The following is a 22,240-nucleotide window of genomic DNA, read 5'->3' on the forward strand; positions in this document are numbered from 1 at the left end:
CCTTAAAAGTTTTTTTCAACATAGAGACAATTATAGTTTGACCCGCCATCACTAACCCCGCCATAAGCTCCATGAAAACCTGACCTATGCTTGATAAGATAGCCTAAGTAGACCTCATCTAGATATTTTTGATGAGTAATTTTACCTAAGTCTATATCAAAAGTAATCTCCATATAATTCAAAAAGTTTGATTGATTGTCATTCTCTTCTATGGCTTCTCTCGCTTCTACATAAGGTACTCTATGGGCATAAGAGACACCTTCAGCAATACCGATTCGCAACTCATAACCCAAAGCTTCTAGTGAATAGTACATCTTTATATAGAATGTTCCCTCTAAAAAATCTTTTTGATGATAGTTCTCATCAAAGTAACTCAGCCCTGCTTTTAAATATATATCTAATGGTAGTGTAAAAAGATTATTATATAACTCATAACCTCCATCTATTCCATAGACTTTTGTATTATATGGGCTTGTATTAAAACCTTTAAAAGTATAAAGTTGATCAAAATCACTAGCAGAGGATTGTCCTGCTTCTAAACGCAAAGAGTATTTATCTTGTGCAACCAAATGAACAAAAAGTAAGGCGAATATAAAAAGAAGTCTCAAGTAGTTTCCTTGAAAATGAGGGAAGTAAAGAAAACTTGTATGCCAAAGATATCGACATACAAGTTTATGTATTTATGCAATTAGATTATGCGTCTAATGTTTCTAAATCTTTAACTGAAGTTGCTTTGTGAGAAACAACTTTGTCATGAAGACGACGAAGTGCTTTACTTCCTTTATCAATCGCTAAGTCGATAGCTGCATCTAAAGAGTCATCACTTTGGTTAATAATAACAGGCTGTGCATGGGCAATATGAATATCAAACTCAACATTAACACCTTTTTTCTCCGCAGCAATAACACAATTAATAGTTGTAATATCTAATGAAAATTTTTGAAATGCTTCAACAGCACCTTCGATATGAGCTTTAGTAGCATCAGTTAATGTAACATCTTTTGAACGAATTTGTAAGTTCATAATAAATCCTTTGTCTGAAGTGTCTATCGACACCTCTTATATACTTATATGGTAACAAAATAAAGCTGAGATTGGTATAATATTGATTAAAAAATCTAGGAAATTAATAAATGAAAGTATTAACAGGTATTCAGCCATCTGGAGACTTACATATTGGGAACTATTTTGGCTCTATAAAACAGATGGTAGATGCACAAAAAGAGAGTGAAACATTTGCCTTTATAGCAAACTACCATGCTATGAGTAGCGGAAATGGTGGAGAAAAACTAGCAAAACTTACTATGCAAACAGCTACAGACTTTTTATCCTTGGGAATAGACCCAAACAAGTCAACTTTTTGGGTGCAATCAGATGTAAAAGAGGTGCTAGAACTTTACTGGATACTCTCCGCGTTTACACCAATGGGTCTGCTAGAGCGTGCTCACAGCTATAAAGATAAAACAGCAAAGGGAATCTCTGCAAATCACTCACTTTTTTCCTATCCCGTTTTGATGGCTGCAGATATACTTTTATACTCCCCAGAGATAGTTCCTGTAGGAAAAGATCAGATACAGCATGTTGAGATAGCTCGTGACATCGCTGTTAAGTTTAACAATGAGTATGGAGATATTTTAACTATTCCTGACTTTAAAGTTCAAGAAGAGGTTCAAACTGTTCCTGGAACTGATGGGCAAAAAATGTCTAAAAGCTATGGAAATACCGTAAATATTTTTGGTGAAGAGAAGAAACAGCTTAAAACTATTAAAAAAATAGTAACTGAGAATGTAGCACTAGAAGAGCCAAAAGAGTTTGCCAACTGTAATGTATACAATATGGCAAAACTATTTTTAGAGGGTGAAAATCTAACTACACTTGAGAAACGCTACCAACAAGGTGGTGAGGGGCATGGACACTTTAAAATCTATCTGGCAGAAGTTATGTGGGAATATTTTAGAGAGTATAGAGAAAAACGCGACTACTATATGGCACACCAAGATGAAGTACGAGAGATTTTAAAACAGGGTGCACTCAAGGCAAGTAGTATAGCTTTACCAATGATAGAGAAGTTAAGAACTGCTACTGGTATAAAATACTAAGGGTTAAATAGAGTTATAAATATTATAATACTATTAGGGTTTGAACTAAAACTATGGGAGGAGAGATGAAAGCAATTAAATACAACTTGATTGATATTAATGTTCTCCTTCAAGATTCTAACTTAAGATTTAATATTTACAAATCAAATGAATCAAACACTAAAATGTTTCTATTTAAGGAGAAGGAAACCCTTCTCACAAGTAGAGTAAAAGAGCTTATTAGCCAATCCTCAAAACTATATATTGTGGAAGATGATCTAAAAAGCTACCAATTTATACTTGAAAACTACACCAATACACACACTCCTATAAAGTTTGAAGAGAAATCAGAAAAAATTTATAGTAGTGCCGCAAAAGCACTTGATGATCTCTTTAGTAATCCTGAAGCATTGGGCAACTATGAGAAATCTAAAGAAGTTGTTGATAATATGGTTGGAACTATTCTAGATGACAACTTTACCATCAAATCACTCATGAAAATAGCAAATCATGACTACTACACTCAAACTCATTCAATAAATGTCACTATATATGCTTTGAGTCTTGGCTCTTTTATAGGTCTTGAAGAGGAAGAACTCTCTAAACTTGGAGAGTCTGCACTACTTCATGACCTTGGAAAAAGTAAGATACCCTCTTCTATAATTAACAAAAATGGAAAGCTAACAGAACAAGAGTTCACTATAATGAAAAAGCATCCAGACCTTGGATTTCAATTGGCATTAAAGATGGGTATCAAAAATAAGAATATTCTTGGAGGAATAAGATATCATCAAGAGAAGATGGATGGGACAGGTTATCCGCTTGGATTAAAGAGAGATAGCATACCAAAATTTGCAAGGATTATTGGGCTTTGCGATATCTTTGATGCACTTACAACAAGAAGAAGCTATAAAGAGCCTATGACTACGTTTGATGCACTAAAGCTAATCAAATCAAAGATGAGTCATCATGTGGATCTCGAGCTCTTAGAAAATATAATCCATATGTTTAGCGAGCGTGCTGCGCCAGCCAAACCATAAGACCTTTTTGTGCATGGAGTCTATTTTCTGCTTCATTAAAAATGATTTCAGCATGCTGATCCATTATCTCTTCTGAAACTTCTTGTCCTCTATATGCTGGGAGACAGTGTAAAAATTTTGCATCTTTTTTAGTTAAACACATCATAAGTCCATCTACCATAAAACCTTTAAAAGCTTTAACACGCTCTTCTTTTTCATCTTCTTGACCCATAGAAGCCCAAGTATCTGTTGTTACTATAGTAGCATCTTGAATAGCTTCTTTTGGATCATTCATAACCTTAATAACTGCCCCACTCTCTTTAGCCATTTTCAGTGCATCTTCTAAAACTTTTGAGTCTACTTCATAACCTTTTGGCGTTGCAATACGAAGTTCAAAGCCAATCTTTGCAGCGAGCATAAGCCATGAGTGTGTCATGTTGTTACCATCACCAATATATGCAACAACTGCATCTTCATTAATGCCATATTCAACCATCGTCATATAGTCAGCTAAAAGCTGTACAGGATGATAAGAGTCTGTTAGTCCATTTATAACTGGAACTTTAGAGTAATCGGCAAACTCCTCTATCATGGAGTGCTCAAACGTTCTTATCATTACCATATCGCATATACTTGATATAACGCGAGCTGTATCTTTTACAGGCTCACCTCGACCAAGATGAATATCACGGTTACTTAAAAAGAGTGCATGCCCGCCTAGTTGAAACATTCCCGTTTCAAAACTAACACGTGTTCTTGTTGAGCTCTTCTCAAAAATCATTGCTAGTGTTTTATTTTCGAGTTCTTTTTTATAGATACCCGCTTTTAAATCTTTTTTTATCTCAAGTGCTAGGTCTATAATTTCTAAAATTTCTTTTTTTGTAAAATCTCTTAGTGTTAAAAAGTGTCTCATAATTTTTCCTAAATTTTCAATAAGTAAGTATTATACTATCTTTTAAGCATTTGTGCCACTTCTTTGGCATGATAAGAGATAATGATGTTTGCACCGGCTCTCTTAAATGCCACCATCGTCTCCATTACAACTCTATCATAATCTATCAAGTTGTTTAAGCCTGCGTGTTTTAGCATCGCATACTCGCCACTTACATTATAAACAGCCATTGGTAAAGAAGTCGCATCTTTTATCTCTCGAACAAGGTCAAGGTATGCAAGAGCGGGTTTTACCATAAGGATATCCGCTCCTTGCATCTCGTCACTCACTGACTCCGCAATTGCCTCACGACGATTTGCAGGATCCATCTGATAAGTAGAGCGGTCTCCAAAACTAGGAGTAGACTCTGCTACATCACGAAATGGTCCATAATATCCTGAAGCAAATTTTGTTGAGTAGCTCATAATAGGTAAATTCTCAAAGCCTGCTTCATCTAAAGCAGTTCTTAGCGTTTCAATGATACCATCCATCATTCCTGATGGTGCTATCATATCAGCTCCAGCCTTTGCATGGATAACTGCTTGCTCACCTGAAATTTCCAAGGTAGCATCATTGTTTACAGTCTCTAATTTTTCATCGATTATGCCACAATGTCCATGGTCTGTATATTCACAAAAACATAAGTCGGTCACAACAAACATATCGGGATGAGCCTCTTTTATGGTACGAATTGAAGAAGCGATAATTCCATGTTCACATAAAGAGTCTGAACCTATAGAGTCTTTTACATCAGGAATCCCAAATAAAATAATAGAGTAAATACCAAGCTCTTTTAAAACTTCGCACTCTTTTAACACCTCATCAATACTCATCTGAAAAACACCTGGCATAGATGCAACTTCCGTTTTGATGCCCTTACCACTTCTAATAAATAAAGGGTAGATAAAATCTTCTACACTTACATTTGTCTCTCTAACAAGGGAGCGAAGATGTTTGTTTAAACGAGTACGACGAAATCTTTGAAACATTCTTAAACCTTTTTTTTGCTATAATAATTTTTATAATAATATTTTACCCTTTTAAAGATTAAATAAATGAATATAGAAATTTCCGAAGTTGCCAATTTACCATCGCGTTTTGGTAACTTTAATGTAAAAGCTTTCAAAGAGGGCGAAAAAGAACACCTTGTAGTTTATGCAAAAAAACTAGATGCCATACCTCTTGTTAGAGTGCACTCTGAGTGCTTAACCGGAGACGCCATCGGTAGCCTCAAATGTGACTGTCGAGACCAACTTGAATATGCCCTCTCACTTATAGACAAAGAGGGAGGTATGGTTATCTATCTTAGACAAGAGGGACGCAACATCGGCCTTTTAAATAAGATAAACGCTTATGCCCTTCAAGATAAAGGTTTAAACACTATAGAAGCAAATCATCAGTTAGGTTTTGCGGCGGATGAGCGAACGTATGAAGTAGTGACGTATATACTAGAGTATTTTAATATAAAAAAAATAAATCTGCTTACAAACAATCCAGATAAAATGAACTCAATTAAAGACATTGAAATTGTTAATAGAGTTCCAGTCATCATAACGCCAAATGAGTTTAATAGTGGTTATTTAGATACTAAACGCGACGAAATGGGGCATCTTTTATAGTTCTTTAAAACTAATTCTAAAGGCCCTCTCCTCTACTCAGAACTCCCTTTATTCCGACATACAAGCTACTATCTGTTTGACATATTAATTTGATTTAACTATATTAAGCATCAATTGTGTAGATGATTTGAGGAGAAAGAGATGGGTATACCAGATAAAGTGGCACAGGATGCAAAAGTTCTTGCCTATCAATGGCAAAAGAAAATCCAAGTTTTTCGAAAGAGTAAAGAGCAAGATTTTCATGAGATGATGTTAAAAATGTTAAACAATCCTATGAATAAAATTTTTCTCATTGAGTTACTAGATCAAAGTTTTCGTTCTCATAATGAAAACCGTGTATCTGACCAATTAGAACATATCTTTTCAAAATACGAAAATACTGATTTTTTCTCCCAATTTGAGAAAATACTCATTTGGTTATTTCGTGAAGTTGGCATCTATGTCAACTCTATCTCCATCCCTTTGTTTATACAGTATTTACGCCGTGATATAAGCTCCATTGTTATCCCAGGGGAGGAGAATCTTCTATCAAAACATCTCAAAGAGAGAAAATCTCAAGGAACGCGAGTAAATATCAATGTAATTGGAGAGATTGTTCTAAGTGAGCAAGAAGCCAATGAGAGAACTTCTAAGTATATACATATGCTTGAAAATCCAAACATCGATTATCTCTCTATTAAAATTTCTAATCTATTTTCCCAAATCATTCCACATGCTCATGAGCACAGTGTGCAAAAAATCAGTATTCAGCTAGAGAAAATCTATGCTGCAGCTATTAAAAACAGCTATACAAATGCCGAGGGTATTCAAAATAGTAAATTTGTAAACCTAGATATGGAAGAGTATAAAGATATCGAGATAACAATCAGTGCATTTAAAAATGTTTTGTCTCAAGAGCAGTTCAAAAACCTTCATGCCGGCATAGTTATTCAGACCTATCTCCCCGATGCGATGATTTACATTCGAGATTTATATGAGTGGGCAAAACAGCGAGTTGATAGTGGGGGTGCACCTATAAAAATTCGTATCGTTAAGGGTGCAAATCAGGAGATGGAGTTAACAGAAGCATCTCTTAGAGGATGGCCAAGTGTCACTTACTCTTCAAAAGCCGAGTCAGACGCAAACTTCAAGATAGCTATGGACTTTTTACTTCATCCAGATGTAGCACCTTACATCCATACAGGTATCGCCTCGCATAACCTTTTTGACCATGCTCTCGCACATCTTTTAGCTAAAGAGAGAGCTGTAGAGGCGTATGTCAGTGCAGAGATGCTAGAGGGTATGAGTGAAGCAGCTTATGAAGTACTCAAAGAGAATAAACTCAGTGTGATTTTATATGCGCCTACTGCTACAAAAGAGACGTTTACTAACGCCATCGCTTACCTTGTACGACGCTTTGATGAAAATACAGCTGAGCAAAACTTTTTACGTCATAGTTTCGGATTAGAGGTTGACTCCGCTCAGTGGGAAACGCTTCTAAAAAGTTATGATGATGCGCTTGCTCTCATTCCATCTATAAGACAGACGCCTTATAGAACGCAAGATAGAAATCAAACGCCAACTAAAGAAGTTATTGATTTAAAACATTATCATTTTAAAAATGAGCCAGATACAGACTTTGTTCTACCTGCAAATAGAGCATGGGCAGAGGCTATTAGAGATAAATGGAAAAATATTGGCAGCAGTGGTGGATTTGACGCTCATATAGTTGTAGCAGGTGAAACTCTTCAAAGAGAAGGCGCTAAAACCGTAATTGATAAAAGCCAGTATCATGATAAAAAAATAGTAGGAAGCTACGCGCAAGCTACAGCTGAAGATATGAAACTAGCCATTGCAACTGCAAAAGCGGATCCTGATGGATGGAGAGAGTTAAGCCTAACACGTAGACAAGAAATTTTAATGAACGTCGCTCACGCTCTTTCTTGTGCGAGAGGTGATCTCATCGGAATAGCCGCAGCCGAAGTTGGAAAAGTTTTTACCGAGACAGATGTCGAGGTAAGTGAAGCAATAGACTTTTTAAACTTCTATCCATATAGCGTTTCTAAGATAGAAGCCCTCAATGGCATAGAGACTATCGCTAAAGGCGTCGGACTTGTGATTAGCCCATGGAACTTCCCCATAGCAATTCCCGCCGGGGGAATAGCCGCGTCGCTTGCAGCTGGAAATACGGTAATACTCAAGCCTGCAACAGACTCTATCCTCTGCGCTTACATGATGTGTCAATGTTTTTGGCAAGCGGGCGTGAGTAAAAATACCCTTCAGTTCATCCCCTCTAATGGCTCAGATGTTGGCGAGTTTATGATTCCAAGTAAAGATATAAACTTTACAATCTTTACAGGAGGCGAAAAAACTGCCTATGATATCATAAATACAAGACCAGATATAGCGCTAAGCGCTGAGACAGGTGGTAAAAATGCCACTATTGTCACAGCATTAGCAGATAGAGAACAAGCACTCAAAAATGTTTTAGTCTCTGCATTTCATAACTCAGGTCAAAAGTGCTCAGCTAGTTCACTTTTGGTCTTAGAAAAAGAGGTCTATGAAGATGCTAGCTTCAAGCAAGCATTAAAAGAGGCAGTAGAGTCTCTTCAAACTGGCTCTGTCTGGAACTTTGAAAATCGCATAGGCACACTCTCAAATTTACCCTCAGGCGACCTAGAAAAAGCTCTTTCTTACCTAGATGAAGGGGAAGAGTGGCTTGTTAAACCTAGTTTAGCTGACAGAGAGAACCCTTATATGCTAACACCATCTGTGAGATGGGGTACTAAAGAGAATGACTTTTGTCATATGAACGAACTCTTTGGCCCTGTGCTATCTGTTATGTACGCAGATAACTTAGAACATGCCATAGAGATAGTAAATGAAACAGGATATGGCCTCACCTCAGGAATAGAAACGCTTGATAAACGCGAGCAAGAACTTTGGAAAGAAAAGATTATAGCGGGCAACCTCTATATAAACCGTGGAACTACAGGAGCTATAGTCACAAGGCAACCATTTGGCGGTATGAGAAAGTCAGCTATTGGTAGTGGTAAAAAAGCAGGTGGTTTTAACTATGTGAGTCAATTTATGCACATATCGTGTAAAGACATTCACATAGATGAATCTAACTCTAACCAATTTACAGACCAATTAGAAAGCCTGCTTACATGTGATACCCACTTTAATGATGAGTGCCAAAGTGCTCTGCGACATATTAGTCATTTTGCATATTGGTATGATACAGAATTTTTAAAAGAGCACGATTACGTACATATACGAGGCGAAAGTAACATAATTCGATACCTTCGCGTCCCAAGCGTACTTTTGAGAGTCGAAGAAGATGATAAGCTAGGTGAAGTTATAGCATCCATAATGGCCATCAAAATGATAGGCGCGAAATTACATATTTCCATACCTTCTAAGACGCAAAAAGATGAGCTTGTTTGGTTAAAGTCTAAAGAGGCGGAGTTTCTTGATGAGAATGACTCTTTTACGAGAGATGACGAGGAGGAGCTAATAAAGTTGATTCCAACAGTCGCTAGAGTTAGGTTTTTAAACCCAAAAAACGTAACTCAAAACATCTATAAAAAGATTTCTCATGAAGCTATTTACATCGCTAGCGAGCCTTTTGTTTCACACGGTAGATTGGAACTTATGCACTATTTTGTTGAACAAAGCATATCTAACTCCTATCATAGGTATGGTAACCTCGGAATCAAAAGCTTAACAATGAAGGAGCTTTAGAGTATGCAAATAGAGATAATAATATCGTTTGCTGGATATATGATAGTTATGTTAGCTATAGGATTTTACTTTTACTTTAAAACAGAAGATTTAAGCGATTATGTTTTGGGAGGACGTGGATTAAACCCAAGCGTAACAGCGCTAAGTGCTGGAGCTTCTGACATGAGTGGGTGGCTACTTTTAGGTCTTCCAGGGATGATATATAGCGATGGTTTAGTCGGTTCTTGGATAGCGGTTGGTTTAGTTATTGGTGCCTATCTTAACTGGCACTATGTTGCAAAACCATTAAGAGTTTATACTCACCATCTCAACGACTCTTTAACTATTCCAGATTATTTGGCCAATCGTTTTGAAGATAAAGGAAATATGATTAGGGTGGTAACAGCCGTAGTGATTTTATTTTTTTACACCCTTTACACGTCTTCTGGTCTTGTCGGTGGCGCTAAACTTTTTCAAGCAACTTTTGATATTCCCTATTCCGACGCCTTACTTATAGGAAGTTTTATCATCATCTCCTATACTTTTTTAGGTGGCTATAACGCTGTGAGTTGGACGGACTTTATTCAAGGTATTTTGATGATGCTTGCGTTAGTCGTAACGCCACTTGTCGTACTCTTTGAACTTGGCGGAGTAGATAATGCTATGGCCATTATAGAATCAGTGGACCCTTCTCGCGTAGATATCATAGGAAGTGCTTCTATCATATCTATCATCTCTTTACTTGCATGGGGTTTAGGCTATTTTGGTCAGCCTCATATTTTAGTTAGGTTTATGTCCATAAGAGATAAAAATGAAGTGAGTACCGCAAAGAAAATTGGTATCACTTGGATGATAGTTTCAGTTATTGGCTCACTAAGCGTTGGTTTCTTTGGTCTTGCGTATGTAGTGGCAAATGGTATCGACTTAGCAGATAGCGAGAAGGTTTTTATAACGCTCTCTCAACTTATCTTTAAGCCTTGGATAGCAGGTTTTTTACTTGCAGCAATTTTAGCCGCTATAATGAGTACAATTGATTCGCAACTGCTTGTTTCCTCTTCCGTACTGACTCGTGATATATATCATGCTATAATACATAAAAGTGCAAGTAACATAGAGTTGGTTTGGGTAGGTCGTGCGACTGTTATTATAGTTTCTATAGTTGCTTGGCTGATATCTGCTGATAAAGACTCGAGTGTCCTCCAACTTGTCTCATATGCTTGGGCAGGTTTTGGAGCTGCATTTGGACCACTGATAATACTCAGTCTATACTCCCCAAATATTACAAAACTGGGAGCTATATCTGGTATGCTAGTTGGTGCGTTAACCGTGATAGTGTATAAACAACTAGAAGGTGGAGTGTTTGATATATTTGAACTACTCCCTGGTTTTATACTCTCTTGGATAACAATCTTAGTAATAAGTAGATATTCAAGCCCAAATTCAAGTTCAATATCTAGAACATTTGATGAAGTACAAGAGCAACTAAAAAGTTAGAAAAAAGATAAATAAATAAAGGATAAAAGTGAAAAGAGTAGTAATTAAAGTTGGAAGTAGTGTTTTAACAGAGACAACAACTATTGCAAAAGAGAGAATGTTAAATTTAGTATCTTTGATTGTTGAAGCTAGAAAAAAGTATGAGATAATATTAGTAACCTCAGGTGCAGTTGCAGCTGGATACACATCAGTTCAACTTAACCGTAGTATTCCTACAAGTAAAAAAGTACTTGCTTCAGTCGGTCAGCCAATACTTATGAGCGCATATAAAAATAAGTTTGATATTTTCAACGTGGCAATTTCTCAAATCTTATTGACTGAAGAGGATTTTAACTCTCGTGTGCATACGCAGATAGTACAAGATATTATCAATAGAACACTTACTAATGACATTTTACCTATTGTAAACGAGAATGACATCTCTACAACTCCAGACCAACTTTTTGGAGACAACGACCAACTCTCAGCTCATGTCGCTTTTTATACGGGAGCGGATATGCTTGTCATTTTAAGTGACATTGATGGCTACTATGACTCTAATCCAAAAGACAACCCTAAGGCAAAGATAAGAAAGGTTGTTCATGAGATAGAAAAAGAGGAGTTAGAGCAAGTACATACGCCAAACAACCAGTTTGCTTCGGGTGGTATAGTTACAAAACTTATGGCTGCAAAATATATCATGGAGAAGAAAAGAAAAATGTTTTTATGTAATGGTTATGACTTAGCCGCCGCTAGAGACTTTTTGATACATGACAAACATACAAAAGGAACGCTTTTTATAAGTAAAGAAAAAGATAAATAATAAACTTTTTATTTATCTACTCTATTTTATATCCAACGCCAAAAACGTTTTTTATACTCTCATCTGGTAATTTTCTTCGTAGATTTTTCACCAGTGTCTTTAAAGAGTTGATTTTATTTTCACTATAATCATTCCAGAGATAATCAACTATATTATCATAAGTAAAAACCTGGGAAACCCTTGAGGCTAAAAGTGATATAACTTTTGTTTCCGTTTTAGTTAAGCTCACTAGCATCTTGTTTTCATATAGCTCCTCTTTTTCATAATCCCAAAAAAAACCCTCTTGAAGCTGAAAAATTTTATTTGCTACGACACTGTACTCTTTGATGCCATTCTCCGCTAAGACCAATGCCTCTTTTAAAGCTTCTCTAGGAACAGGCTTAACAAGGTACTTTACAAGGTTAAGCTCGACCGCTTGAAGAAGATACTTTACGTCTGCATATGCTGTGAGCATTATTATTTTTGTAGATTGGTCACTCTCTCTTATTTTTTTTACAAGATCTAAGCCATTTAGTTTTGGTAGGTTAATATCTACTATCATTATATCTGGCTGCTTTTCTCTATAAATTTTTAAGGCACCCTCTCCATCTTCAGCTTCATATACGTCTCTATAATAGCGTTTAAGATAACTAATATAATTTTTACGCGTAGACTCTTCATCTTCTACAAAAAGTAACTTATATGTAGTTAGTTTCTCATTCATACTCTATCCTTAGGCGGTCAAACTTTAAAATTATATTTATATAATTGTAGTGTAAACTAATGAAATTTTAGTGAGAAAATATTCTCAACTCTTATCGATTCTTAGGATTAAAAATCATACCTTACAATGAGAGTTAACATATCTAACTCTCCTATATCTTCATTTTCTACATGTCTTATAGCTCTAGAGTGCTCAATCCCAACTAATAGGTTACTAATTGGCGTCCATAAGAGGTTAGCTTGTGAAGCGTATGCATCTCTATTTATCTTTTTTAAAGCGACTAGATTTATCTCTTCTAAGTTATTTTTAGAACCCGCATACGACAGTGCAAGTGTTGAGCGAAGCTTCTTACTCCACCAGTGTCTATAAGCGATATGTGCGCCATAAGAAGTTTGAAGTTTTATCTCACCCTCATTATTTATACTTCCTGCAGTATATGCGTTATATGCAAAGTATCTACCCATTCCATCACCATACTGCACATCAAAACGGATATCGTCAAGAGCATTAGTTTTCATTTTTATAGAGAGATTTACTCCCCAACCAAGAGCTGATGAGCTACTATTGACACTATTTCCATCACTTAACTTTACATCATTTTGAGTGATATAGCGGGCTAAAAAAGCGATGCTTCCCTCAGTAAGTGAGGAAAAATAACGCACCCTTGTAACCATATCTGGAACTTTGTCATCTTTAGGGATAATACTAGTTCCATTGGGATCTAAAAGTGTACTCTCAGGTTGCTCAAATGCTATATCATAGCTCAAAGCATTATCATCAATAGTGTAACGCACCAGAGGCTGTCTAACAAGTGTATTATTCATAGCATATGTAATTGTATCTAGCGTTACATAGGAGTTAAAAGTAGAGTTAGTCTGACCAAAAGTAAAGCCGAACGCTTCAACGTAAGCGTGTCTCATTCTAGGACCATGTGAGTTAGAATATACCTCAGTTCCAGCCACACCTAAAAAGTCCATCTCGACTAAGGCTCGTATTGGACCATGTTCTGAGGGAGTTCTTGTTTTGATCCATAACCTACTCTCTCTAGCACTCATAGTAAACTGATTATATTCAGCTTTGCTGGAGTTTTTCAAAGGTATGCTTCCTGCATAAAATGAGCCATCTGGAGATGCCGATATGCTCTGAAGCTCTATTCTTCCACCCACGCTTAAAACGGTATCCTCACTTCTAAGTTCTACCTTTTTTGAGAGTAGTTCAACTTGGGCTTTTAGTTTTTCTATCTCTAAAGTGTTTTCATTAGCATACAAAGAGAAGCTCAAGCAAAGAAGTAAAAAAGCTTTAAATCTAAATTTTTTCATTACTGCTTTCTAAATTTAACATGACAATTATTGCAGATGGAGTCCATCGTCTCTAGTCTGTTTTCAAGCTTTTCTAGCTCATACTTTCTTGCAAGTGATTCTATCTCTTTTGCATTCTCATCTAAGTCATTTATATACTTGTTATAAAGCTCTTTTTCATCTATATCTAAATCTTTATATGGCTTGCGTTGTGATGATGTTTTCATTTTTACAACTAACTTGTGAAGCGTATCTGCCAATGTAAGCGCATATCTTCTGCGTTTATTATCTTTATCTAATTCACTTTTTAGTTGTTCATAAACAACCATGTCAAGTTGGTGAAGTAGGACGCTTAGTTTTTCACTCTCTTGCATATGTTTTTTTGTATCGTTCACACTGTTTTGTTTGAGCGAACAAGCGCTAAACGCAAGTATGAGCAAAACTAAAAAAATGTTTTTCATATCTTAACCTTTATAGATAAAGCTATCTTAGTATTTTTACTAGTAGCCTTTTAAGACATTATTTATCTGTACGTATGCTTCAATCGGACTAGTCTCAAAGTAGTTCATATTATGCTTTCTAGCAAAATCTTTTGTCATTTTTTGCACCTTAAGTAGATTAAAACGCGGTGCTTTTGGAAAGAGGTGATGTTCTATTTGTGTGTTGAGTCCGCCATAAAACCAGTGTGTTAAAATCCCACCTCGAAGTGAACGCGATGTTCTCATTTGCAACTCCATCCATGAGAACTTCTCACCAACCTCTTTTTCAAATACTTCACACCCTAAGTGGTTGGTTATAAAACCAAATGCCAACCATGGAGATAAAACAAAGTTAAGAGTTGCAAGGACAAGAAGTGCGTCCATAATTGGAAGAGAGTAAAAAATAACTCCCCAAACAAGAGGCCAATGCATAAGCATTAAAAAGAGTTCGCCCCATAACTTGCGTTTAATGACAAAGTTATAAGATTGCACGATAAACGCTGGATACATAAAAAACATCGCACCCCAAAATATGAGATACTTTGAGTTTCTAAGCCAAGTTTTATTACCCGTGTGGCCAGGAGCAAAAGCACCATCCATAGCAAGGATATCCTCATCTTTTTGAGGAACGTTACACCAGGTATGATGGTTGACATTATGTTTAAAGTCCCACCATGAAGATGAGTTAGAGAGTATAAACGCAGAAAATGGATAACTTATTTTCATTGAAAAAGATTTAGACTTAAAGTACTGTCTATGAAGAATATCATGAGAGACAAAAACTGCACGGGTAAACACTATACACATAAAAAGACCAAGAGCTATGGACTTATAGATTGAATCTATCTCAATGGCATCCCAAAAAAGGACTATAGCGTAAATAATACCCATACTAAGTATAATCGCTGCCATTTCAATGGAGCCCCTTACAGGAACGCGATCAAGCAGACCGGCTCTTCGTACTTCTTCTTTTAACTCATGAAAATTATCTGGATATGTAGCTACGGACATTCTTTTACCTATATTAAATTGTAAAATTGTAACATCTCTTTACTAAAATGCCATTTAGATACTCTAGAGTACATTGTTACTATCTTGTAACCTTGATGAAATAGATTGGTAATCTTCCTCTTTTATACTTCCATAAATTTTAAATCGGAGAATAATATGAAACTATCGACTACAATCATTCCAAGCTTTCTTGCAGCATCTTTATTACTATCTTTTACAGGGTGTGGTGGAGGTAACTCAACAACGCCTACTACAACAATCACTAATACTACTACAAGTGATACTACAAGCTCATCTACAAGTACATCTACAAAAGAGACTCTATCAGGTGAGATAACAGCAGATAAGACACTAACTGCAGATAAAGTATGGCTACTTACTGGTCTTGTTGCTGTTAAGAATGGAGCAACTTTAACTATCGAGCCTGGAACGACTGTTATCGGTAAAGCTGGTACTGGCGCTAATACTTCTTACTTAGTTGTGGACGCTGGTTCTAAGATAAACGCAGCTGGTACTGCAGCTAAACCTATTATCTTTACTTCTGAGACTTCTTATGATGGTGGAGCTGACGCTTGGGGTCAATGGGGTGGTTTAACTATCATCGGTAACGCTGGTAACGCTCAAGTTGATCCTTATGAAGTTAACCCTGCATTTGTAGCTGGGACATCTAACATGGCTGACAACTCTGGTGTTTTAACTTATGTAAAAATTCTTAACTCTGGTATTACTATGGAAGAGAACAAAGAGATAAATGGTCTCTCTCTTGTTGGTGTTGGTTCAGGTACTACTGTTGATAACATCACTGTTGATTTATCTGATGATGATGGTATTGAGATTTGGGGTGGAACAGTTAATCTTTCTAACGTAACTATTAGTAGATGTTCTGATGATCACTTTGATATTGATGATGGCTTCTCTGGTAAGGTTACTAACTTAAATCTTAACGTAACTACTGGTAATGCTGGTATTGAGATGAGTGGAGAGACTGCAGCTACTTTTGATGGCTTTAACATCGCTGTTAGCAACTCTGCTAAAGAAGGTGGTATTTACTTCAAGAAAGCTGGTATTGGTGGTCACTTCAAAAATGGTATCATCACTTACGATACTACGACTAATGGATATGGCGCAATACACTCTTCAGAGAACAATAATGCAACTAATACAAGTTTTACAAATGTAACTCTTAAGGGTTCTAACGCTGACAAGTTCACTGGTGACTCGGCTGCTTCTATTGAAGCCTCTTTTGATGCTGGTTTAAAGAACATAAAATATGTAGAGAACTTATCTGGTGAAATAACTGCAGATAGAACGTTAACAGCAGATAAAATATGGGTAATTAATGGTTTAGTAGCTGTAAAAAATAGTGCTACACTTACTATTGAAGCTGGAACTACCATACTTGGTAAAGCTGGAACTGGGGCGAACACAGCATATATGGTTGTAGATAAAAACTCTAAAATCATGGCAGCAGGTACTGCTGATAAGCACATTGTCTTTACATCTGAAATAGCTTACGACAGTGGGGTATCAGCGGTTGGTCAATGGGGTGGTTTAACTATCATCGGTAACGCTGGTAACGCACAAGTTGATCCTTATGAAGTTAACCCTCTATTTGTAGCTGGCTCTTCAGATATGGCTGATAACTCTGGCGTTTTACAATATGTCGATATCTTAAACTCTGGTATAACTATGGAAGAGAACAAAGAGATTAATGGTCTCTCTATGGTTGGCGTTGGCTCAGGCACTACGGTTGAAAATATTACAGTAAATAAAAGTGATGATGACTGTGTTGAGATTTGGGGTGGAAGCGTAAACCTAACAAACGTAACTCTTTCAGAGTGTACTGATGATCACTTTGACATTGATGATGGTTACAACGGTACTGTTAAAAACTTAAGCGTTGTAGGAACTATAGGAAACGCTGGTATTGAGATGAGTGGAGAGACTGCAGCTACTTTTGATGGTTTTAACATCACTATGATAAAGTCTGCTAAAGAGGGTGGCATCTACTTCAAAAAAGCTGGTATTGGTGGTCACTTTACAAACGGTACAGTTACTTACAATGTAGCTACAAATGGTTATGGTGCAATTCACTCTGCGGAAACTTACAGTGCTGCTAATACGTCTTTTACAAATGTAACTTTAAATGGTACAAACACTTCTAAGTTTACAGGTGACTCAGCGACTGGTTTAGAGTCAACATTTGATTCGGGGACGGGAAATATCAAAACTGTTACAAAAGAGACTCTATCAGGTGAGATAACAGCAGATAAGACACTAACTGCAGATAAAGTATGGCTACTTACTGGTCTTGTTGCTGTTAAGAATGGAGCAACTTTAACTATCGAGCCTGGAACGACTGTTATCGGTAAAGCTGGTACTGGCGCTAATACTTCTTACTTAGTTGTGGACGCTGGTTCTAAGATAAACGCAGCTGGTACTGCAGCTAAACCTATTATCTTTACTTCTGAGACTGCTTATGATGGTGGAGCTGATGCTTGGGGTCAATGGGGTGGTTTAACTATCATTGGTAATGCTGGTAACGCTCAAGTTGATCCTTATGAAGTTAACCCTGCATTTGTAGCTGGGACATCTAACATGGCTGACAACTCTGGTGTTTTAACTTATGTAAAAATTCTTAACTCTGGTATTACTATGGAAGAGAACAAAGAGATAAATGGTCTCTCTCTTGTTGGTGTTGGTTCAGGTACTACTGTTGATAACATCACTGTTGATTTATCTGATGATGATGGTATTGAGATTTGGGGTGGAACAGTTAATCTTTCTAATGTAACTATTAGTAGATGTTCTGATGATCACTTTGATATTGATGATGGCTTCTCTGGTAAGGTTACTAACTTAAATCTTAACGTAACTACTGGTAATGCTGGTATTGAGATGAGTGGAGAGACTGCAGCTACTTTTGATGGCTTTAACATCGCTGTTAGCAACTCTGCTAAAGAAGGTGGTATTTACTTTAAGAAAGCTGGTATTGGTGGTCACTTCAAAAATGGTATCATCACTTACGATACTACGACTAATGGATATGGCGCAATACACTCTTCAGAGAACAATAATGCAACTAATACAAGTTTTACAAATGTAACTCTTAAGGGTTCTAACACTGACAAGTTCACTGGTGACTCGGCTGCTTCTATTGAAGCCTCTTTTGATGCTGGAACAAATAATATAAAATAGTTTTCCCCTTGTAACTAAGTAGAGTTAAACTACTTGGTTACATTTATATACCACTTTTATAACCTTGTAACCATTTTGTCACTTTCGCGTAATCTTTCTAAAACCTACTTCATATATTCTTTCACCAATATTCCATAACACCACGGAGAAAAAATGAATTTTAAAACAAAAAAAATAGTTTATTCACTTGCTTTATCTGCAAGCCTACTCTCATCAACTCTTAACGCTAGCACAAATGAGAAACTTGTAAACTCTATCATAGAGCTTAGAGGAGATGTTGAAAATCTTTATACAGACATTAAAGAGAACAAAGAGAGTTACCACTCTCAGATGAAATCTCTCTCTATGCAGATTACAGATTCTGAGGCTCAGATAAACAGAAAGTCTACCGCTATTAAATTAGCGAAAAATGAGTTAGAAAAAATCAAGACTCAGATTAAAGAGACTTCATCTGGAAACTCTGAGATTAAACCTTTAGTTTTAAACGCTCTTACTCTTTTAGAGCAAAGTATAAATGAAGGCTTACCTTTTATGGTTGACTCTCGCGTTGCTGATCTTCATAAAATCAAAGCAGACCTTGAAGAGGGACTTATCACAAATGAAAAAGCACTCTCTCTTACTTGGGCGTCATATGACGACACTATTCGCGTTACTAAAGAGATAGGACTTTTCAAACAGCAGATAGACTTTAAAGGTAAAAAAGTTTTGGCTCGTATTGCGAAACTCGGTTCAGTCGCAATGTTTTTCTCAACGCCATCAAACGAAGTTGGATTTGTAGTAAAAGAAGCTAACAAGTACAGCTACAAACACATCACAAATCCTGAAGACATTAAAAAGATAGTTACTCTTTTTGACGCGCTACAAAAGCAGATTAGAACTGGATACTTTGAACTTCCAAATGCATTAGTTTTACAAGGAGCTAAATAATGAAAATCTTAACACTTATATTTTTAATGGCGTTTAGCCTTTTAAACGCAGATGAGCTTTCTAACGCTTATCAAAAAGAGTTCACTTTCTTAAAAGCACAAAAGTCAGAGCTTCAAACTAGACTCAAAAAAGAGAAATCTTTTCAAAAAAAAGAGTTAGCAAAAGCAAAAGCAAAAGTACAAAGCTTACAAAACAAGCTTGTAACTCTTTCACAAACTAATGAGACAATAGCAAAACAGATAGACAAATCTGCTCTAATGCTAGAAGACAAAAACTCTAACAAACAGATATCTTCATCTGTAGTTATACAAGCGAAGTCTCTTCTTGGCGAGTACGCCATAGCTGTAAATGACACTAAAGATATGGACGTAGTTGCAGTAATGGATAAGGCATTTAAAGAGACCTCTTCTTTATATAAAAAGCTCTCTTCAGTTCAAACTACTAAGGGTAAGTTTTATCTAGTAGATGGAACAACTGCTGAGGGAGAGATAGTAAAAGTTGGAAATATTGCAGCTTATGGAATGAGTTCAAATGCTAAAGGTGCACTCGCACCAGCTGGAAATGGCGAGTATAAAGTATGGAATAAAGATACAACAGCTGACGCTTTGGCATTTGCAACTGCACAGCCTAAACGCGATGTTAAAATCTTTATTTATGAGAACCTTGACAAAGATATCGAGTACACAAAAGAGAAGAGTATAGAGGAGACATTAGCAGGTGGTGGAACTATCGGTTACATTATTTTAGCTCTTGGAGCTTTAGGTGTACTTCTTATTCTTGCTAGAATCTTTCTGCTTGCAAAATCTGGCTCAAACGTAAAAGAGATCACAGATGTTGTAATCTCAAAAGTTGAAGCGGGTCAGGCTCACGAAGCTCTTGAAGCTATTAAATCATACAAGGGTGCAACCGCTCGCGTTATTAAAGCGACACTTAGAAATATTGACAAAGAGAGAGACCATATCGAAGATATCGTAACTGAGAACATCCTAAATGAGAGCTCAAACATAGATAGATTTGGCAACTTTGTGCTTGTGCTTGCAGCTGTTGCTCCACTACTTGGACTTCTTGGAACTGTAACGGGAATGATTGCGACTTTTGACATCATTACAACTCATGGTACGGGTGATCCTAAACTTCTTTCAGGCGGTATCTCTGAAGCACTTGTAACAACGATGCTTGGTCTTGTTGTAGCGATTCCTCTACTTCTTTTAGGAAACCTTATGAGTGGATGGGCTCAGAGTATTAAAGACTCTATGGAGCAATCCGCTCTTCACATTGTAAACCTGTTTGAGATAAACAAAGCGTAATGTTAGCCCTATCACTCTACTTCGATCAGTTTATTCATTTTATGAACGCTGGTGGGATTGTTATGTGGGTTCTTTTTGTTTTGAACCTGCCACTATGGTATGCATTGGGATATAGATACTTTACGCTCAAACGTGGAACTCGAGGTAATATTAGACGTCTTATAGAGAAACATGAAAAACGCAAAAGCGAAAAAGTTTATGTAGGACTTTTAGATTATGCTATTGCCGATGCACTAACAGCTGCAGAGACTGCGAAGAAGATATCTAAAAAACCTAGAGAGTATATGTATGATGCGCTGTTTCCATACATCATCATTACTTCAAAATACTCTGTTTTAGTAAAAACAATAGTTATGCTTGCTCCACTCATAGGTCTTTTAGGAACTGTTGGAGGAATGATTGAGACATTTGACGCTTTACAATCAAGCTCAATGTTCGCTCAAGGCGACTCAATAGCAGGCGGTATATCTAAGGCACTTTTTACAACTGAACTTGGTTTGGTCGTAGCGGTTCCTGGTCTGATAATTGGAAAAATTTTAGATAAAAAAGAAGAGCAATTTAGTTTAGAGTTTGAACAGATTGTAGACATAATAAGTACAAAGGATGAGAAATGAGATTTAGACAAAAAAGCCAAAATGTTGATACGGTAGACGTATCACCACTTATAGATATGGTTTTCATACTTTTAATCTTTTTTATGGTTACCACGACTTTTGTTAAAGATATGCAACTTGAACTCAATCGCCCTTCTGCGGCTTCGGCTTCACTAGCATCCACAAAGATAACTCGCGTTTACATCGATAACTCTAACGAGATTTACATCGACAACCAGCCAGTTAAACTTTGGGCGGTTCAGAGTAAACTAAGAGACATATTAAGAACTGCGACTGAAAAGTCAGTTTTAGTCATCACAGATACAGACATTCCCGTTGGAACGCTTATAGACGTTGTAGATGAGTGTCGTATGAGTGGTGCTAAAGACGTTGCCGTTTCTACTACTAAAGAGATGGGATAAGCAAGTTCATGTCTCAAAAAAAATATAGCTCAAAGGGTAGAAGCTTTTTAGCGTTTCTTGTAATGCTTGGAGGTGCTGTACTAATGATGATATTGGTAGTTTCCTTTAACAAAAGCGTAAAAGAAAAAGAGCAAGTGGTAAAAAAAGAGGTAAGACAGATAAAGTCTGCTAAAACACAGAAAAAAGCAAGTAAACCTAAGCCTAAACCAAAGAGTAAGCCTAAAAAAGCGCAACCAAAAGCTCCACTACCAAACATGAACTCTCTGCTTGGTGGCGTAGCGATGAATATACCAGAGTTTACAACTGATAATATCGCAGGAGATTCTAACCAACTCCTTGAAGATATAGCAGAAGATGCGATTATGAATGAGAACACGGTAGACGTTAAACCTAAGGTTCTCTCCCGCCCTCCTCTGGAGTATCCTGCAGATGCCGCAAAAAACGGTATTAAAGGTTATGTGGTTATTAACCTTCTAGTAGGAAAAGATGGAAGTGTGGAACTTGCTAAAGTTTTAGAGTCTCAGCCTGTTGGCGTGTTTGACGAAGCTGCCCTAAACGCTGTTCGTACTTGGAGATTTTCTCCCGCAATGTACAAAGCAAAGCCTGTAAAAATGTGGGCTAAGCAAAAAATTAGATTTCAATAAAGGACTTGAT

General features: G+C 36.7%; 20 protein-coding genes. 12 read left to right on the forward strand and 8 right to left on the reverse strand.

Annotated elements, in window-relative coordinates; genetic code table 11:
* Positions 1-2: 2 nt before the first annotated feature.
* Both GJV85_RS11445 and hpf read right to left on the reverse strand, forming a co-directional pair.
* Positions 3-608 carry a hypothetical protein gene (locus GJV85_RS11445; RefSeq protein ID WP_207561511.1) on the reverse strand — a complete coding sequence of 202 codons (606 nt, stop codon included), beginning with the start codon at positions 606-608 and terminating at the stop codon, positions 3-5.
* Between the two features lie 85 nt (positions 609-693).
* Positions 694-1,023 (reverse strand): ribosome hibernation-promoting factor, HPF/YfiA family, encoded by a 330-nt coding sequence (gene hpf / locus GJV85_RS11450; RefSeq protein ID WP_207561512.1) that lies wholly within the window; start codon positions 1,021-1,023, stop codon positions 694-696.
* Between the two features lie 110 nt (positions 1,024-1,133).
* Here hpf and trpS point away from each other — a divergent pair, with 110 nt between their 5' ends.
* A complete protein-coding gene (gene trpS / locus GJV85_RS11455) occupies positions 1,134-2,099 on the forward strand; it encodes a tryptophan--tRNA ligase (RefSeq protein WP_207561513.1) in 966 nt (321 codons plus the stop codon).
* Positions 2,100-2,164: 65 nt separating this feature from the next.
* Entirely contained in the window at positions 2,165-3,118 is a 954-nt protein-coding gene (locus GJV85_RS11460; protein WP_207561514.1) for an HD-GYP domain-containing protein, read from the forward strand.
* Here the strand turns inward: GJV85_RS11460 and argF are convergent.
* The gene (gene argF, locus GJV85_RS11465; protein WP_207561515.1) at positions 3,087-4,010 is read right to left on the reverse strand and encodes an ornithine carbamoyltransferase; all 924 of its coding nucleotides are present in this window, start codon (positions 4,008-4,010) and stop codon (positions 3,087-3,089) included. The two genes, GJV85_RS11460 and argF, sit on opposite strands and share 32 nt — an antisense overlap.
* A gap of 35 nt (positions 4,011-4,045) precedes the next feature.
* Complete coding sequence (gene hemB, locus GJV85_RS11470; RefSeq protein ID WP_207561516.1) at positions 4,046-5,017, reverse strand: porphobilinogen synthase; 972 nt, start codon at positions 5,015-5,017, stop codon at positions 4,046-4,048.
* 66 nt (positions 5,018-5,083) lie between these two features.
* Here hemB and ribA point away from each other — a divergent pair, with 66 nt between their 5' ends.
* The 4 genes from ribA (at position 5,084) to proB (ending at position 11,648) form a co-directional block, all read left to right on the forward strand.
* Positions 5,084-5,647 (forward strand): GTP cyclohydrolase II, encoded by a 564-nt coding sequence (gene ribA / locus GJV85_RS11475; protein ID WP_207561517.1) that lies wholly within the window; start codon positions 5,084-5,086, stop codon positions 5,645-5,647.
* A 141-nt stretch (positions 5,648-5,788) separates the two neighbouring features.
* A complete protein-coding gene (locus GJV85_RS11480; protein ID WP_207561518.1) occupies positions 5,789-9,373 on the forward strand; it encodes a proline dehydrogenase family protein in 3,585 nt (1,194 codons plus the stop codon).
* A 3-nt stretch (positions 9,374-9,376) separates the two neighbouring features.
* Entirely contained in the window at positions 9,377-10,846 is a 1,470-nt protein-coding gene (putP, locus tag GJV85_RS11485; RefSeq protein ID WP_207561519.1) for a sodium/proline symporter PutP, read from the forward strand.
* A gap of 28 nt (positions 10,847-10,874) precedes the next feature.
* Positions 10,875-11,648, forward strand: coding sequence for a glutamate 5-kinase (gene proB / locus GJV85_RS11490; protein WP_207561520.1), 774 nt, complete (start codon positions 10,875-10,877; stop codon positions 11,646-11,648).
* Positions 11,649-11,664: 16 nt separating this feature from the next.
* Here the strand turns inward: proB and GJV85_RS11495 are convergent, their stop codons facing one another.
* The 4 genes from GJV85_RS11495 to GJV85_RS11510 all read right to left on the reverse strand — a co-directional run bounded on the left by GJV85_RS11495 (position 11,665) and on the right by GJV85_RS11510 (position 15,139).
* Positions 11,665-12,351, reverse strand: coding sequence for a response regulator transcription factor (locus GJV85_RS11495; protein WP_207561521.1), 687 nt, complete (start codon positions 12,349-12,351; stop codon positions 11,665-11,667).
* A gap of 107 nt (positions 12,352-12,458) precedes the next feature.
* A complete protein-coding gene (locus GJV85_RS11500) occupies positions 12,459-13,670 on the reverse strand; it encodes a DcaP family trimeric outer membrane transporter (RefSeq protein ID WP_207561522.1) in 1,212 nt (403 codons plus the stop codon).
* On the reverse strand, positions 13,670-14,110 hold the full coding sequence (locus GJV85_RS11505) for a cytochrome c (RefSeq protein WP_207561523.1): 441 nt from the start codon (positions 14,108-14,110) through the stop codon (positions 13,670-13,672). The genes GJV85_RS11500 and GJV85_RS11505 overlap by 1 nt, the downstream gene beginning before the upstream one ends.
* Before the next feature lie 39 nt (positions 14,111-14,149).
* A complete protein-coding gene (locus GJV85_RS11510; protein ID WP_207561524.1) occupies positions 14,150-15,139 on the reverse strand; it encodes a fatty acid desaturase family protein in 990 nt (329 codons plus the stop codon).
* Positions 15,140-15,295: 156 nt separating this feature from the next.
* Here GJV85_RS11510 and GJV85_RS11515 point away from each other — a divergent pair, with 156 nt between their 5' ends.
* From GJV85_RS11515 to GJV85_RS11540, 6 genes are all read left to right on the forward strand, one after another.
* Positions 15,296-18,337: a beta strand repeat-containing protein gene (locus GJV85_RS11515; RefSeq protein ID WP_207561525.1), complete on the forward strand. Its 3,042-nt coding sequence runs from the start codon at positions 15,296-15,298 to the stop codon at positions 18,335-18,337.
* A 153-nt stretch (positions 18,338-18,490) separates the two neighbouring features.
* A complete protein-coding gene (locus GJV85_RS11520; protein ID WP_207561526.1) occupies positions 18,491-19,264 on the forward strand; it encodes a DUF3450 family protein in 774 nt (257 codons plus the stop codon).
* Entirely contained in the window at positions 19,264-20,571 is a 1,308-nt protein-coding gene (locus tag GJV85_RS13720) for a MotA/TolQ/ExbB proton channel family protein (protein WP_242689786.1), read from the forward strand. Before GJV85_RS11520 ends, GJV85_RS13720 begins: the two co-directional genes overlap by 1 nt.
* Positions 20,571-21,185 (forward strand): MotA/TolQ/ExbB proton channel family protein, encoded by a 615-nt coding sequence (locus tag GJV85_RS11530; RefSeq protein ID WP_207561527.1) that lies wholly within the window; start codon positions 20,571-20,573, stop codon positions 21,183-21,185. The genes GJV85_RS13720 and GJV85_RS11530 overlap by 1 nt, the downstream gene beginning before the upstream one ends.
* A complete protein-coding gene (locus tag GJV85_RS11535) occupies positions 21,182-21,586 on the forward strand; it encodes an ExbD/TolR family protein (protein ID WP_207561528.1) in 405 nt (134 codons plus the stop codon). The genes GJV85_RS11530 and GJV85_RS11535 overlap by 4 nt, the downstream gene beginning before the upstream one ends.
* A gap of 8 nt (positions 21,587-21,594) precedes the next feature.
* A complete protein-coding gene (locus GJV85_RS11540; protein ID WP_207561529.1) occupies positions 21,595-22,230 on the forward strand; it encodes an energy transducer TonB in 636 nt (211 codons plus the stop codon).
* The last annotated feature ends 10 nt before the right edge of the window (positions 22,231-22,240 follow it).

Source organism: Sulfurimonas aquatica (genome assembly GCF_017357825.1).
Lineage (GTDB): Bacteria > Campylobacterota > Campylobacteria > Campylobacterales > Sulfurimonadaceae > Sulfurimonas > Sulfurimonas aquatica.